We start from the raw sequence: 13,454 nt of genomic DNA, 5'->3' as shown, positions 1-13,454 counted from the left end.
ACTAACCCACCCAGCACCGGATTATCGCTACTGGTGTCTTTTTATTGCGCGGTCATGGAGGCCGAAATTTTCATATTGGCCAGGTCTTCAAACAAGTTCTGTTCCTGGCCAAGACGCTGTTTGTAAATCTGTTTGTATGCCATGACCGCTTTTACGTAATTGCGGGTTTCTTTGTAAGGGATGGTTTCCACCCATACATCCATGGGCACACCGTCTTTCGGTAGCCAGCGTTTCACCCGGCTCATACCTGCGTTGTAGGCGGCGGTTGCCAGCACCGGATTGTCCTGCATTTTATCCATCAGATAACGCAAGTATTGGGTGCCGTACTCCACATTCTTTTCAGGATCGAAGAGTACCTGATTAGAGATTTTCTTCTTGGCCAGGTCGCGAGCCGTGCGTGGCATAATCTGCATCAGCCCCTTGGCACCCACCCCAGAATTGGCGTCCACCATAAACGAGCTTTCTCGTCTGGCAATGGCAAAGGCCCAGGCAGGATCAACATGGTGTTTGCTGGCGCTTTGAATAAGCGGTTGGTCAAAGGCCAGCGGGAAGCGGCGTTTAACATCGTCCAGGTAGCCAAGGCGCGAAAAGGCAAAGATAGCCTGATCATGCCAGCCCCAACGATCCGCCAGAACCGCGGCTGCCAGTCCCTGCTGGTGGGTAAGATGACGTTGCAGCTGGAACCATTCGCGGCGCGCGGAAGTGTAACGTTTCAGCGCCAAAAACTCCCTGGCACGTTTTGCTGCCGGAAGATTCTCTACCTGTTGTAATTCGACATCAGATATCTGTAACGGGGTATCAGCCAGATTTGGCGACTTGGCAAGTTTACCCGCAGCTAAAAAACCATAGTAATGGCGAACAGTAGATAAGGTGTCGTATTGGCGCTTGGCATTAATGGGATCATTAAGATGCTCATAACTGCGGGCCAGCCAATAACGACTGGAATAATCCTCTTCCAATGCCGTGGGGGCTGAGTTCACTACATCTGCCACATGCTGCCAATCTTGATGGCGTAATACATGGGTGAGGTGCCAGCGGAAAATATCCTCATTGCCGTCACCGCGATTCGCTCTCTCCAGCCAAAATTCAGCCTGAGGGTGATCTTCCACTGCCAGGGCGATGGCAAAACCTGCGGCGACGCTCTGTTCTTCTACCGGGTCAAACTGAAACTTTTCCGCAGCACGTTGCCAGGTTTTTATGGCCAATGCCTGGTCGCGCCAAATCAGGCGTTTCAGTGCATAGATAACAACCTGACGCTCCTGGGCGGGGTTTTTGTTGGGAAACTTATTCAGCCGGCTGACAGAGGCTGGATTGCGTCTGGCATTCAGCCATAGGTCGCCAAGATACTGTTGAGAAGCCGGCAATAGCGATTTCAAATAAGGCACCAGGGTATGGTCGCCGCCGTCAGCGGCTAAAACCAAACGCTCCAATACCAGTGGCGCGGAGCGGTAGCCTGCCTCTGTCCATTGTTTAAATACTTTGTCACAGGCCTTGTCCTGAGACTTGCCTACCAACCACAACTCGGGCACTAAGGCATAGGCCTGTTGACGCTGTGCCGGTTGATTCAGGCGATAAGCGGCATTAGTGCACCTTAAGGTGCTATCCCCGGTGTCCCGGTAGTACTTTAAAAAACGCTTCTGGTCATTACGCTTAGCCAGATAATGCAGCCACTTCTCTCGTACCTCGCGGTCAAGTGGCGTGTCGGCGTAGTCGGTTAAAAATGACGCTATTTGCTGCTCGCGGCTGAGGTTAAGGCCAGATAACAAGGCCGTTTGTTGCAGATAGGGTAACAGGGGATAGCCGTCTAGCTGTTTGACCGCGTCCTGAAAAGCCTGGCTGTCAGGATAGTAACTCCACTTTTCAGCATCAATAAACTGGGCACGCTGCTGCTCCAGCTTGTCATTGGCCAGTAAAGAGAGGGGAATCAGCGCCAGCATGGCTGCTAATTTTCGCATTGTAGAGACGACCACCATAACCAGCCTCCTGAGCGAGCGTGGGACCCATTAGATTAATGATAGTCGCCCGAGAATCAAGTATGCAGAAAGACTAAAAGGTTTATGTTTTGTATGTTTTTTGTACTTTGCGCTGGCACTTGCCGCTAGCTAATTGAGTTTCTTTGATTTTTTACAAGGATGAAAAATTATTTAAACAATTGTTTGAATTTCGGTTGAAATTTAATACGCCATAAACAAGAATTGAGCCACCCTACATTTGTGCCCCGACCTGTCTGGGCGCTGCACCATCAGCATAGATGGCCAAAGGAGAGCAACATGATATATCAAGGTAACAGCCTGTCTGCGTCCTTGTTGGATGATGGCATTGCCGAGGTGGTATTTGATGCCGCCGGTTCGGTGAATAAATTTGACCAACAAACCGTGTCCGAACTCAACGAATTGTGCGCAGCGCTAGAAAGCAATGCGGGCATTAAAGGTGCCGTGGTGCGCTCCAATAAAGGGGCTTTTATCGTTGGCGCTGATATTACCGAGTTTAATGGTTTGTTTGCTTTACCTGAGCAGGAGATATTGAGCTGGGTAGCCAAAACCTCGCAGGTGTTTGATCGTTTTGAAGACCTGCCCTTCCCAACCATTGCTGCGGTAAACGGCTTTGCCCTGGGTGGCGGCTGTGAAATGACCCTGGCCTGTGATTTTCGGGTTGCAGACAACACGGCCAGAATTGGTTTGCCCGAAGTTAAGCTAGGCCTGATGCCGGGTTTTGGTGGCACGGTGCGTTTACCCCGAATCATTGGTGCTGACAATGCATTGGAATGGATGACCAGTGGACGCGATAAAAAGCCTGAACAAGCGCTGGCCGATGGTGCCATTGATGCAGTAGTGGGTGCAGACAAATTGCGTGATGCAGCAATGAGTATGCTCAAGCAGGCCATTGAAGGTCGTTTGGATTGGCAGACGCGCCGTCAGCAGAAAAAATCTCCCTTAAGTCTCAACGCCAACGAATCCATGATGAGTTTCGCCACGGCCAAGGCCATGGTTACCGCAGTGGCTGGGCGTCATTATCCTGCGCCCCATATGGTGGTAGATACCCTGGCTAAAGCCGCGGGAATGGATCGTGAAGGCGCATTGAAACTGGAAAATGAAGGCTTTGTGGCCTTGGCCAAAACCGATGCGGCTACGGCCCAAATCGGTATATTCATGGCCGATCAACTGGTGAAGAGTAAAGGGAAGAAACAAGCTAAGTCTGCCAGTAAGGATATTAAACAGGCTGCCGTACTGGGTGCCGGTATTATGGGCGGCGGCATTGCCTATCAGTCGGCTGTAAAAGGCACGCCGACGGTAATGAAAGACATTCGTCAGGATGCCCTGCAACTTGGCCTGAACGAAGCCGCTAAAATCCTCGGTAAAGGCATGGAGCGCGGTAAGGTCGATGGCAAAACCATGGCGGCTACCCTGAATAATATTGTTCCCAGCCTGGAATACAGCGCCATTAAGGATGCTGACATTGTGATCGAAGCGGTGGTGGAAAATCCTAAGGTGAAAGCGGCGGTTCTAAAAGAAACCGAACAGGCCGTGAGCGCAGACGCCATTATTTGTTCCAATACCTCAACAATTTCCATAAACAGCCTGGCGGCCAGTCTGGATAAACCAGAGCGCTTTTGTGGTATGCACTTCTTCAACCCTGTGCATAAGATGCCATTGGTGGAAATCATTCGTGGTGAGAAAACCAGCGACGAGACTATTGCTGCTGTGGTGGCCTTTTCCCTGAAAATGGGCAAAACCCCCATAGTGGTTAATGACTGCCCCGGATTCCTGGTTAACCGTGTGTTGTTCCCTTACTTCGCCGGTTTCAGTCAACTGCTGCTGGATGGGGCGGATTTTGTTGCCGTTGATAAGGTGATGGAGAAAATTTTCGGTTGGCCTATGGGCCCGGCTTACCTGCTGGACGTAGTAGGTATGGATACGGCAGATCATGCCGCAGGCGTCATGGCCGAGGGTATTCCTGAGCGTATGCAGCGTATCGGCAATGATCCTATTCAGAGCCTGTACCAGGCCGGGCGTTTGGGTCAGAAGAACGGTAAAGGCTTCTATGACTTCGCGGTCGATAAGCGCGGCAAGCCGAGCAAAACCGCCGCTGAGGAAGCCTACAAGCTCATTAATATTGAGCACCGTGAATTTGATGCAGAAGAAGTGATGGCCCGTTTGATGATTCCAATGGCAAACGAAGCGGTACGTTGTCTGGAAGAAGGTATTGTGGCCAGCGCAGCTGAAGCGGATATGGCACTGTTGTACGGCCTTGGCTTCCCTCCTTTCCGCGGCGGTATCTTCCGCTATATGGAAAGCATGGGACTGGCGAATTTTGTGGCTTTGGCTGACAAATACGCTGCCCTTGGCCCTATTTATCAGATCACTGACGGACTGCGCGAAATGGCTGCATCCGGCAAGTCCTATTTCGCTTAAGGTTGGGAGAACATCATGAAAGACGTGGTAATAGTCGATTGCATTCGCACCCCTATGGGGCGTTCCAAGGGCGGCGTATTTCGCAATGTGCGCGCCGAAACATTGTCTGCACACCTGATGACCCAATTGCTTGAGCGTAACAGCGCCTTAGACCCAAGCGAAATTGATGACATTATTTGGGGCTGTGTGCAGCAAACCAAAGAGCAGGGCTTTAACATTGCCCGCAATGCCCAGTTACTGACGGGGATCCCCCGTTCTGTGCCTGCGGTAACGGTGAATCGCTTGTGCGGCTCTTCCATGCAGGCTTTGCACGATGCGGCTTGTGGCATCATGGCTGGCAAAGGCGATGTGTATATCATAGGTGGTGTGGAGCATATGGGTCATGTGCCCATGAACTTCAACATAGATTTTCATCCTGGACTGGCGAAACATACCGCTAAGGCATCTGGCAATATGGGCATGACCGCCGAATTGCTGGGGCGTCAGAATGGTATTAGCCGTGAAATGCAGGATGTATTTGGTGCCCGTTCACACCAACGTGCGCATCAGGCAGCGCTGGAAGGACGCTGGGCGTCAGAAATTGCCGCCATTGAAGGTCATGATGCCGATGGCGCGTTGACCTTGGTGGACTATGACGAGGTGGTTCGTCCGGATACCACAGTGGAGACGCTGGCGGGTCTGCGGCCGGTGTTTGACCCGGTAAACGGCACGGTAACTGCGGGCACGGCATCTGCCATTTCTGATGGTGCCTCAGCCATGCTGGTGATGTCTGCTGACAAAGCCAAAGCGTTGGGCCTGACACCTCGCGCCAAACTTCGCTCTATGGGCGTGGCGGGTTGTGATGCGGCTATTATGGGTTACGGTCCTGTACCGGCAACCAAGAAGGCGTTAAAAGCTGCAGGTATGAGCATGGATGATATTGAGATAGCCGAGTTCAACGAAGCCTTTGCAGCTCAGGCTCTGTCTTGTATTAAGCAATTAGGCTGGCTGGAAAGCTACGATGAGAAAGTGAACCTCAATGGCGGTGCAATTGCGCTGGGCCACCCGCTGGGCTGCTCCGGAGCGCGTATTTCTACTACCTTAATCAATCTGATGGAAGCCAACGACAAGTCTGTCGGCCTGGCGACCATGTGTATTGGATTAGGGCAGGGTATTGCTACCGTTTTCGAAAGAGTGTGATGCTTTTCTAAGCCAAATCGTTAATTTAAAAACGCCGCTTTCGCGGCGTTTTTTATGAGCGGTGATAGAGGCCATGCTAAGGGCGTTTGACGCTTTCGTTAGCAATGCTACTGACTTAAAAATCGGTGTAGCCAGGCGCGGGCAAATTTACTGTCGCGCTCTATGGTTTTACTGGACAGGTCCAGTAATTCGGCTATTTCTTCATTGGTCATTCCAGCAAAAAACTGCAGCTCAATGATCTCCGCCTTACGATGATCCTGACTAGCTAACTGGCTGAGGGCGTCATCCAGTTCTAATACGTCCATCTGTGATGCGGCATTGGCCAGCATAGATTCATGCAAGGTCAGACGCTGGCCATTTTGCCCACGTTTTTGACGTGCATTCTGTCTGGCATGATCAACCAGAATACGCCTTAACGTGCGGGCGGCCAGAGAAAAGAAATGCCGTCGGTCGGTGCAGGACAAATTGGCATCGGCCAGTCTCAAAAAGGCTTCATTGACCAGGGCTGTGGCTTGCAGGGTGTGGCTCTTACGCTCTTTAGCCATTTCTTTACATGCCAGGCGATGTAGCTCCTGATAAATCAATTCGGTGACCTGAGCGAAGGCATTAGGATCGCCGGACTGCCAGCGGTCTAGTTGTTGTGTAAAAGTCGCGGAGGTACTCATATAAGCCTTATTCTGCCAGTCAGGTTTAGTTATAACCACTAAAAGGACGATAACCGAGCTACGCAGCTTTGCAACAAGCCATGCTTATGTTTGCTCAGGTAATTTTAAGTAAATATAAAAAATATCGTTAATGCATGTCTGAATTTTCTTTCCGATAGCGCTTTAAGGTGTGAAGGCGATTTTATGACCATTATGGAAAGGTTATCAGGAGAAAAGAAGATGAAAGCATATCGTGCATTGGTGTCTGGTCTGTGTGCCGGCGCCTTAAGTGTTACTTTGAGTGTCCAGTGTTTGGCGGCGAATGAAGTACCTATGGAGCCGAATGCTGTTCAAATTCAGCCAGCGTCTAACCTGGCAGAGCAACTCGCTTTGTTTGGCTTGAATGGCGAGCCAAACAGCCTGCTGCATCGCTGGAAAGCGGTAATGCTGGAACTGGGTGTACCTGGGGTAGAGGAAAGCACCTCGCTACAAGCTGAATCCTTGCTTCAACTGCTGGCCGAGCCCTGGCTGTTAACTCAACATGTTACCTCCATGCAGGAGCAGCTCTTGGCCCAACATCGGCAGCAGCCATTAAGTGAAGACAGCTTGATGGTATTACAGCAACTGACCTCCATTATGTTGCTGGAGTCAAAACTAGCGCAGCCTGGTAGTGACGCTAGTGGCGTGCTCTTTACCCGCAGGGTGGATACGATGCAGAACGAGCATGCCTATAAAAAAGTCACTTTGTATCGCTCGTTGCGTAATTTAATTGCCATGTGGCAACGCACCCCTGAGGTGACGTCCAGTCTCTTTGCCAGCGGTACACCCGCTGTACAGGATGTCAGAGATGCATTATTGAACGGGAATCTTGATGAAACAGGGATTGCCCTTTATTCGCTGGCAAAAGTGAATGCCGAAATGGTAGTAGCCAGACAGAATGACGAGGTGCTTGGGTATTAATTGATGCTATCTGAACGTCGGAGACAAAAAAAGCCGCATTGCAATGCGGCTTTTTCTTATCAGGCGCTGTATGGATGGCGCAGGACGATAGTCTCCATCCGATCCGGGCCAGTGGAAACGATATCTACTGGCACATGGGTCAACTCTTCAATGCGTTTGATATAGTCGCGGGCGGCTTGTGGCAGCGCCTCCAACGTCGTAGCACCAAAGGTGTTTTCGCTCCAGCCTGGCATTTCTTCGTACACTGGGGTGACTTTCTCGTAACCGTCGGCTGCCATGGGCGGTACGTCACGTACGGTACCGTCAGGGAATTTATAGCCTACGCAGATTTTCAGCGTTTCCAAACCATCCAGTACGTCTAGTTTGGTCAGACAGAAGCCACTGATACTGTTGATTTGCACGGCGCGCTTCATGGCAACCGCGTCAAACCAACCGGTGCGACGTTTACGGCCGGTAGTGGCACCAAACTCATGACCTTTAGTTCCAAGGTGATGGCCAGTTTCACAGTCCAGTTCGGTTGGGAAAGGGCCTGAGCCAACACGAGTGGTGTAGGCTTTAACAATACCCAGTACATAGTCCAGGTTTAACGGACCGAAACCGGCACCAGTTGCAACGCCACCGGCGGTGGTGTTGGAAGAGGTAACATAAGGGTAGGTACCGTGATCGATATCTAGCAGAGTGCCTTGTGCGCCTTCAAACATAATGGCATCACCATTAAGGCGGGCTTTGTCGAGCATATCTGGTACATCAACTACCATCGCCTTAATGACATCGGCAATGGCCATGGTCTGCTGTAAAACGTCTTCGTAACTTACCGGCTCAACTTTGTAGTATTGCGTCAGCGCGAAGTTATGGAACTCAACGATTTCTTTCAGGCGTGCTGCAAATGTTTCTGCACAGAACAGATCGCCCACACGCAGGCAGCGACGAGCGATCTTATCTTCATAAGCGGGGCCAATACCACGGCCTGTGGTGCCGATAGGATTGTTACCACGGGCTTTCTCGCGCGCCAAATCCAAAGCAATATGGTAGGGCAGAATAAGTGGGCAGGCTTCGCTGATGACCAAGCGTTCTTTAACCGGTACACCGCGTTCTTCCAGCATCTTGATTTCTTTCATCAAGGCTTCAGGACTTAGCACAACACCGTTACCAATTACACAGGTAACGTTGTCACGTAGTACGCCTGAAGGGATCAGGTGCAAAACGGTTTTTTCGCCGTTGATGACCAAGGTATGACCGGCATTATGGCCGCCTTGGTAACGTACAACGAATTTGGCCTTGTCTGTTAACAGATCAACGACCTTACCTTTACCCTCATCACCCCATTGGGTGCCGAGCACTACAACGTTTTTTGCCATGGATTAAAAAGAGGTCAGAAAATTAGGCGGGGATTCTATCAAATTTCGAGCAGTTAGATCATCTGTTTTCCGGGAAATCCCTGCAGAGGGGCGCTAATCCCTTGCTACCACGGGAAATTTCCAGTTAATTCAGTAAAAAATACAGCGCAACCAGGCCGATGGTTACCATAGCACCACCCATGGTTCTCAGCTGTTGAGGGGCCTGACTGGCCAATTGCCGCATAAAACCCTGCCAGCGATTAGGAAACAGCAGGGGGCCGATGCCTTCTAATATCAACACCAAGGCCAGCGCTATCCATAAGGTGTCCGTCATGCGGATTCCCTCAGACAACTCAAGTCATAATCTGCCTGATTGTGGTAGAGGGCAAAACCAAAACGCAGTCGATCACCTCTGGCATCCGTAATCACCCCATGATTGTTCAGTTGCTTGTGCAACTGCTGCACCTTCTCTGCGCTTTGCAATTTAAAGGTCAGGAAATGACCGTGGTGGGACAAGTCGTTTGTCAGTAGGTTTTGTCTGTTTAGTTCGGGATGCTGCAATGCGTCCAGGTGTTGCAAGAATGCCTGTTGTAAATTTTGCACATAGGCATGGATAGCGGCGACACCCAGTCCTTCTTTACGGTACAACTGTTGCACCGCGGCTAAACGGTATAAGGGGGAGAAATCCATGGTGGCACCCGCAAAGCGCATACCGTTGGTGGCATAGCCTACCTGGCCGGTCTTGGCCTGGTCGAGTTCACCGAATTCTGCAAACCAACCCGTGTAAGCGGGACGTAACTGACAGTTGGGCGGCACATGCAAAAAGCAACAGCCTTCGCCTCCCTGGGCATATTTATACCCGCCGGCAAGATAGAAAGCCCGCTCTGCGATAGCGGACAAATCTGTAGGGATCGCCATAAACCCATGATAACCATCAACCACCACAATAGTCTTGGCAGGTGCGCTATTGACCAGGCTGTTTAAGTTTTTGACCGCAAGGCCTGAATTAAAAAACACCTGGCTGAAGAAAATAACATCCCAGTCATCACTTTGTATTGCCTCGGCAAAGCGCTGTTCAAAGCTATCAAAGGGCAGGGTATCAATACGGCAGAGACTGAGGTTATCCAGTTCGTCCAGCCTGCTTATCTGGCGATTGAAGCTGTGAAATTCACTGTCTGTGGTGAGGATTTTCAGCGGTTTTTGCCAGTCCAGACAACTGAGAATACGGTATAGCAGTTCATGGGTATTGGGGGCAAAGGCCAGTTGTTCTGGCATACCGGTATTCAGGGTGTCGGCAATAGATTGCTGTACCTGCGGTAGTTTTTCGCTAAACAAATGCTGCCATTTGTCGTCTACCAGAGCCGCTGTGTCATCCCAATATTGCAACATGGCATCACGGGTCACATCCGGCCAGTAGTGATGGCTGTGGCAGGCAAAGTGCTGTTTACCTTTATTGGCATCGAGAAAGCGGCGGTACAGATGTTGGTACAAGGTTGGCCTCTTGCTAATAGCAAAAGGGCCCCTGGGGGCCCTTTATCAGTTTTGCTTACCTTTAGTGTTATTCATGTAGCGGAAGAAGTCGCTGTCCGGCTCAAGAATCAACACATCCTGCTTGCTATTGAAGCTCTTACGGTAGGCATCCATGCTGCGCAGGAAGGCGTAGAACTCCGCGTTTTTAGTGTAGGCGTCGGCGTAAATCTTGGCCGCTTCTGCATCACCTTCACCGCGTAGTTTTCTGGCATTACGCTCTGCATCCGCCAGCATCACTGTTACTCGGGCATCAATGTCAGCACGGATAATTTCCGCCTGCTCACGACCCTGAGAGCGGTGTTCCTTGGCAACGGCAGCACGCTCGGCACGCATACGTTCAAAGATAGAGTTACTGATTTCCAATGGCAGGTTAATTTGCTTAACCCGCACATCGACTATCTCAATACCTAGTTCAACGGCGCTTTCAGCCGATTGCTTCATGGCTTTGTTCATTAGCTCTGAACGCTCGCCCGATACAATCTCAGAAATAGTGCGGCTACCAAACTCGGTACGCAGACCGTTGTTAACTTTCTGCTTTAACAGCGTCTCGGCTTGGTCTTTGAATCCACCGGTAGCCAGATAGTAGGTCGCAAAGTCCTTGATGCGCCATTTCACATAAGAATCCACGATCAGGTCTTTTTTCTCTGCTGTGACGAAACGGTTTGCGCCGTCATCCAGGGTTTGCACCTTGGAGGTGAGCTGTTTAACCGTGTCGATAAAAGGCAGCTTCAAATGAATACCAGGTTCATACACAACAGTTTGCCCGGTTTCTACGTCACGGCGTACCTTACCAAACTGAATAACAATACCGCGGTAACCTTCTTCAATTACAAATACCGAACCGAATCCAAGGATTACCAGCACGATAATCAGTGCAATACTAAAATTCTTCATGCCTTACTCCCTCCCGGTGCGGAATCTGTCAGATCTGGAACCTGTGCTACTAGTACTGCCATTAGCAGTCTGGTTTTGCGTGTTGGTTCGCAGGCCTTCCAGAGTGTTAGAAGACACGGGGGCTGGGGTGGCACTGTTCTGGCGCTCCAGAATTTTATCCAGTGGCAGGTACATCATGTTACCGCTACCTTTGTTATCCACCATGATTTTGCTGGTGTTTCCGTAAACCTCTTCCAGTGTCTCCAGATAAAGACGCTGACGGGTCACTTCAGGGGCCGCTACGTATTGTGGCAACAGCTCTTCAAAGCGAGCGACTTCACCGCGTGCTTCCAGGGTGACACGTTGTTTATACGCGGTGGCTTCCTGCTCCATTCGGTTTACCTGACCACGGGCTCTAGGTTCAATTTCTCTGGCGTACGCTTCAGCTTCACGGATATAGCGCTGTTCGTCTTCCTGAGCGGCAATGGCGTCATCAAATGCCGCTTTTACTTCTTCAGGCGGACGAGCATCTTTAAAGTTCACATCCAGAATTTCGATACCCATGCTGTAGGGAGCGATAATGCCGTTCAATTCGTCACGGACTTCCTGACGGGCCACTTCACGGCCGCGAGTCAGTACTTCGTCCATCTTAGAATGGCCGACTACATAACGAATGGCGGCGTCCAAAGCATGGCGCAAGCTTTCGTCAGGGTCGACTACGGCGAATGTATATTTGAACGGATCCATAACCCGGTATTGGATTTCCATATCGACGCGTACCACGTTCTCATCTTCGGTCAGCATAAAGCCCGAGGATGGCATGGAGCGTACAGATTGCACGTTCACCGGGTAAACCGTATCGACAAAGGTTGGTTTCCAACGCAGACCAGGTTCCTGGAAGCTATGGAACTTACCAAAACGCAGCACCACGCCGCGCTCAGCTTCTTTCAGGGTATAGAAGCCGCTGATAAACCAGACTGCGATAAGAATACCAACAATCAGCCCCAGACCAAGGCCACCAAAGCCCTTGCCGGATGACTTACCACCGCCGCCAAAACCGCCGAGTTTGTCGAAGAACTTCTTGAAAACTTCGTCCAGATCAGGAGGACCCTGATCGCGGCTGCCGCGATTCTTCCAGGGATCGTTGTTGTTGCCTCCAGGCTCATTCCAAGCCATGTGTTTCTCCGTATTGATAAATAATTAATTCAGACTTCAGTGTTTGTGGACGACAAAGCTGGTCAGCTCCTGGCTGACATTCTTTTCCAACCGGTGCCAGTCTTTAGCTGGCATCCTGACATCCACTACCCAATCGCCATCTTCGGCATAAGACTCTGCCGAAATGCAATGCAGGTTATATAAGGCACCACGTAATTTACCCTCATTGGGTGGAATTCGCAGCTGATACTGTACCATGCTACGCCCCAGGCAGTCTGTTAGCGCCTGGAATAACAGCTCGGTTCCCACTCCCTGCTGGGCAGATAGCCACACCCTGATAGGGCGGCCGTCTTCATCTCTATCTATGCGGGGTGTCATGCCTTCCAGCAAGTCGATTTTGTTACAAATCGTCAATTGTGGGACTTCACCTGCATCGATTTCATCCAGAACCTGATTCACCTGATCAATATTGTCTTTATATTGCTCATCTGCGTAGTCCACCACATGCAGCAGTAAATCAGCTTCCTGGGTCTCTTGTAAGGTTGCTTTAAAGGCCGCTACCAGATCATGGGGCAGGTGGCGGATAAAACCAACCGTATCGGCCAATATTGCCGGACCCACATCCTGCAACTGTATCTTGCGCAGCGTGGGGTCTAGCGTAGCAAACAGCTGATCGGCGGCGTATACACCGGCGGCGGTCAGGGTGTTGAACAAGGTAGACTTACCCGCATTGGTATAACCAACCAGTGACACGGTGGGAATTTCAGCTCGGTTTCTGGCCCGGCGTCCTTGTTCCCGCTGTTTCTGCACTTTTGCCAGGCGCCGTAAAATATGATCGATTCTGGCACGCAGTAAACGACGGTCTGTTTCCAACTGAGTTTCACCTGGACCACGCAGACCGATACCACCTTTTTGTCTTTCAAGGTGAGTCCAACCACGGATTAGTCGGGTAGATATATGCCTGAGCTGGGCCAGTTCTACCTGTAATTTACCTTCATGGGTGCGTGCGCGTTGGGCAAAAATATCCAGAATCAGACCAGTACGGTCTAATACCCGGCATTTACACAGTTTTTCCAGGTTGCGTTCTTGTGAGGGTGACAAGGCATGATTAAAGATCACCACATCCGCACCAGATATTTGTACCTGTTGCGCGATCTCTTCGGCTTTGCCGCTACCGACAAAATATTTGGCACTAGGGCTGGTACGGGAACCCGTCACTAGACCTACAGCATTGACACCGGCTGACGAAACCAGCATTTGCAACTCGTGCAAATCTTCTCTGCTGCTTTCGTCTGGGAAGTCTATATGTACAAGTACAGCCTGCTCACCTGCTTCATAACGGTCAAACAAGCGTCATCTCCAAA

11 protein-coding genes are annotated in these 13,454 nt (G+C 50.7%); 3 read left to right on the top strand and 8 right to left on the bottom strand.

What is annotated here, in order from left to right; all coding sequences use genetic code 11:
- Positions 1–41: 41 nt before the first annotated feature.
- Positions 42–1,955 carry a transglycosylase SLT domain-containing protein gene (locus IEX02_RS13710; RefSeq protein WP_188696243.1) on the bottom strand — a complete coding sequence of 638 codons (1,914 nt, stop codon included), beginning with the start codon at positions 1,953–1,955 and terminating at the stop codon, positions 42–44.
- A 315-nt stretch (positions 1,956–2,270) separates the two neighbouring features.
- Here IEX02_RS13710 and fadB point away from each other — a divergent pair, with 315 nt between their 5' ends.
- The gene (gene fadB, locus IEX02_RS13705; RefSeq protein WP_188696241.1) at positions 2,271–4,412 is read left to right on the top strand and encodes a fatty acid oxidation complex subunit alpha FadB; all 2,142 of its coding nucleotides are present in this window, start codon (positions 2,271–2,273) and stop codon (positions 4,410–4,412) included.
- A gap of 15 nt (positions 4,413–4,427) precedes the next feature.
- The gene (gene fadA, locus IEX02_RS13700; protein WP_188696238.1) at positions 4,428–5,591 is read left to right on the top strand and encodes an acetyl-CoA C-acyltransferase FadA; all 1,164 of its coding nucleotides are present in this window, start codon (positions 4,428–4,430) and stop codon (positions 5,589–5,591) included.
- Between the two features lie 107 nt (positions 5,592–5,698).
- Here fadA and IEX02_RS13695 read toward each other — a convergent pair whose 3' ends face one another.
- Positions 5,699–6,256, bottom strand: coding sequence for an ECF-type sigma factor (locus IEX02_RS13695; RefSeq protein WP_188696236.1), 558 nt, complete (start codon positions 6,254–6,256; stop codon positions 5,699–5,701).
- A 219-nt stretch (positions 6,257–6,475) separates the two neighbouring features.
- On the opposite strand from IEX02_RS13695, the gene IEX02_RS13690 reads away from it, so the two are divergent.
- A complete protein-coding gene (locus tag IEX02_RS13690; RefSeq protein WP_188696233.1) occupies positions 6,476–7,195 on the top strand; it encodes a hypothetical protein in 720 nt (239 codons plus the stop codon).
- Between the two features lie 59 nt (positions 7,196–7,254).
- On the opposite strand, the gene IEX02_RS13685 is transcribed toward IEX02_RS13690, so the two are convergent.
- From IEX02_RS13685 to hflX, 6 genes are all read right to left on the bottom strand, one after another.
- A complete protein-coding gene (locus IEX02_RS13685) occupies positions 7,255–8,553 on the bottom strand; it encodes an adenylosuccinate synthase (RefSeq protein ID WP_188696230.1) in 1,299 nt (432 codons plus the stop codon).
- Positions 8,554–8,677: 124 nt separating this feature from the next.
- Complete coding sequence (locus IEX02_RS13680) at positions 8,678–8,866, bottom strand: DUF2065 domain-containing protein (protein ID WP_188696227.1); 189 nt, start codon at positions 8,864–8,866, stop codon at positions 8,678–8,680.
- Complete coding sequence (locus IEX02_RS13675; protein ID WP_188696224.1) at positions 8,863–10,023, bottom strand: aminotransferase class V-fold PLP-dependent enzyme; 1,161 nt, start codon at positions 10,021–10,023, stop codon at positions 8,863–8,865. The genes IEX02_RS13680 and IEX02_RS13675 overlap by 4 nt, the downstream gene beginning before the upstream one ends.
- A 45-nt stretch (positions 10,024–10,068) precedes the next feature.
- Positions 10,069–10,956 (bottom strand): protease modulator HflC, encoded by an 888-nt coding sequence (gene hflC, locus IEX02_RS13670; RefSeq protein ID WP_188696223.1) that lies wholly within the window; start codon positions 10,954–10,956, stop codon positions 10,069–10,071.
- Between the two features lie 3 nt (positions 10,957–10,959).
- Complete coding sequence (hflK, locus tag IEX02_RS13665) at positions 10,960–12,111, bottom strand: FtsH protease activity modulator HflK (protein ID WP_188696220.1); 1,152 nt, start codon at positions 12,109–12,111, stop codon at positions 10,960–10,962.
- Between the two features lie 36 nt (positions 12,112–12,147).
- Entirely contained in the window at positions 12,148–13,440 is a 1,293-nt protein-coding gene (gene hflX / locus IEX02_RS13660) for a ribosome rescue GTPase HflX (protein ID WP_188696218.1), read from the bottom strand.
- Positions 13,441–13,454 lie beyond the last annotated feature (14 nt).

This window comes from Bowmanella pacifica, assembly GCF_014645355.1.
Lineage (GTDB): Bacteria > Pseudomonadota > Gammaproteobacteria > Enterobacterales > Alteromonadaceae > Bowmanella > Bowmanella pacifica.
The sequence above is the reverse complement of the archived record's forward strand: the minus strand, read 5'-3'. Positions and strand labels throughout refer to the sequence as shown.

Excerpts from the sequence above, each read along its gene's own strand:
- IEX02_RS13710 (WP_188696243.1), bottom strand. The coding sequence starts at position 1,955 with ATGCGAAAATTAGCAGCCATGCTGGCGCTGATTCCCCTCTCTTTACTG.
- hflK (WP_188696220.1), bottom strand. The coding sequence starts at position 12,111 with ATGGCTTGGAATGAGCCTGGAGGCAACAACAACGATCCCTGGAAGAAT.
- IEX02_RS13695 (WP_188696236.1), bottom strand. The coding sequence starts at position 6,256 with ATGAGTACCTCCGCGACTTTTACACAACAACTAGACCGCTGGCAGTCC.
- fadA (WP_188696238.1), top strand. The coding sequence starts at position 4,428 with ATGAAAGACGTGGTAATAGTCGATTGCATTCGCACCCCTATGGGGCGT.
- hflC (WP_188696223.1), bottom strand. The coding sequence starts at position 10,956 with ATGAAGAATTTTAGTATTGCACTGATTATCGTGCTGGTAATCCTTGGA.
- IEX02_RS13680 (WP_188696227.1), bottom strand. The coding sequence starts at position 8,866 with ATGACGGACACCTTATGGATAGCGCTGGCCTTGGTGTTGATATTAGAA.
- IEX02_RS13690 (WP_188696233.1), top strand. The coding sequence starts at position 6,476 with ATGAAAGCATATCGTGCATTGGTGTCTGGTCTGTGTGCCGGCGCCTTA.
- fadB (WP_188696241.1), top strand. The coding sequence starts at position 2,271 with ATGATATATCAAGGTAACAGCCTGTCTGCGTCCTTGTTGGATGATGGC.
- IEX02_RS13685 (WP_188696230.1), bottom strand. The coding sequence starts at position 8,553 with ATGGCAAAAAACGTTGTAGTGCTCGGCACCCAATGGGGTGATGAGGGT.